Source organism: Alkalibacillus haloalkaliphilus (assembly GCF_007991275.1).
GTDB classification, from domain to species: Bacteria; Bacillota; Bacilli; order Bacillales; family Alkalibacillaceae; genus Alkalibacillus; species Alkalibacillus haloalkaliphilus.
In genome coordinates this window covers 1-1,617 of the sequence record NZ_BJYA01000035.1, presented here as the reverse complement: position 1 = coordinate 1,617, position 1,617 = coordinate 1, and the positions used below count along the sequence as shown (strand labels likewise).

The 1,617-nt window shown below is 54.1% G+C and carries 1 rRNA gene; it reads left to right on the top strand.

Annotation, left to right across the window (positions count from 1 at the left end):
- The first annotated feature begins 43 nt into the window (after window positions 1-43).
- Window positions 44-1,606, top strand: a 16S ribosomal RNA gene (locus tag AHA02nite_RS14930).
- The last annotated feature ends 11 nt before the right edge of the window (window positions 1,607-1,617 follow it).

Sequence of the window (1,617 nt, the reverse complement as noted above, 5' to 3'; positions counted from 1 at the left end):
AAAACGACGATGACATTAAATTATTAAGAGTCAATCAAACACTTTTATGGAGAGTTTGATCCTGGCTCAGGACGAACGCTGGCGGCGTGCCTAATACATGCAAGTCGAGCGCGGGAAGCAGACTGAATCCTTCGGGAGGATGTCTGTGGAACGAGCGGCGGACGGGTGAGTAACACGTGGGCAACCTGCCTGTAAGACTGGGATAACTCCGGGAAACCGGGGCTAATACCGGATAACTCAACGAACCGCATGGTTCGGTGTTAAAAGATGGCTTTTGCTATTACTTACAGATGGGCCCGCGGCGCATTAGCTAGTTGGTGAGGTAACGGCTCACCAAGGCCACGATGCGTAGCCGACCTGAGAGGGTGATCGGCCACACTGGGACTGAGACACGGCCCAGACTCCTACGGGAGGCAGCAGTAGGGAATCATCCGCAATGGACGAAAGTCTGACGGTGCAACGCCGCGTGAGTGATGAAGGTTTTCGGATCGTAAAACTCTGTTGTTAGGGAAGAACACGTGCTGTTCGAATAGGGCAGTGCCTTGACGGTACCTAACCAGAAAGCCACGGCTAACTACGTGCCAGCAGCCGCGGTAATACGTAGGTGGCAAGCGTTGTCCGGAATTATTGGGCGTAAAGCGCGCGCAGGCGGTTTCTTAAGTCTGATGTGAAAGGCCATAGCTCAACTATGGAGGGCCATTGGAAACTGGGGAACTTGAGTACAGAAGAGGAGAGCGGAATTCCACGTGTAGCGGTGAAATGCGTAGATATGTGGAGGAACACCAGTGGCGAAGGCGGCTCTCTGGTCTGTGACTGACGCTGAGGCGCGAAAGCATGGGTAGCGAACAGGATTAGATACCCTGGTAGTCCATGCCGTAAACGATGAGTGCTAGGTGTTAGGGGGTCCAACCCTTAGTGCTGCAGTTAACGCAATAAGCACTCCGCCTGGGGAGTACGGCCGCAAGGCTGAAACTCAAAGGAATTGACGGGGGCCCGCACAAGCGGTGGAGCATGTGGTTTAATTCGACGCAACGCGAAGAACCTTACCAGGTCTTGACATCTTCGGACCACCCTAGAGATAGGGTCTTCCCTTCGGGGACCGAATGACAGGTGGTGCATGGTTGTCGTCAGCTCGTGTCGTGAGATGTTGGGTTAAGTCCCGCAACGAGCGCAACCCTTAACCTTAGTTGCCAGCATTCAGTTGGGCACTCTAAGGTGACTGCCGGTGACAAACCGGAGGAAGGTGGGGATGACGTCAAATCATCATGCCCCTTATGACCTGGGCTACACACGTGCTACAATGGATGGTACAAAGGGAAGCGAAACCGCGAGGTCAAGCCAATCCCATAAAGCCATTCTCAGTTCGGATTGTAGGCTGCAACTCGCCTGCATGAAGCCGGAATCGCTAGTAATCGCAGATCAGCATGCTGCGGTGAATACGTTCCCGGGCCTTGTACACACCGCCCGTCACACCACGAGAGTTGGCAACACCCGAAGTCGGTGGGGTAACCATTTATGGAGCCAGCCGCCGAAGGTGGGGCCAATGATTGGGGTGAAGTCGTAACAAGGTAGCCGTATCGGAAGGTGCGGCTGGATCACCTCCTTTCTAAGGATATT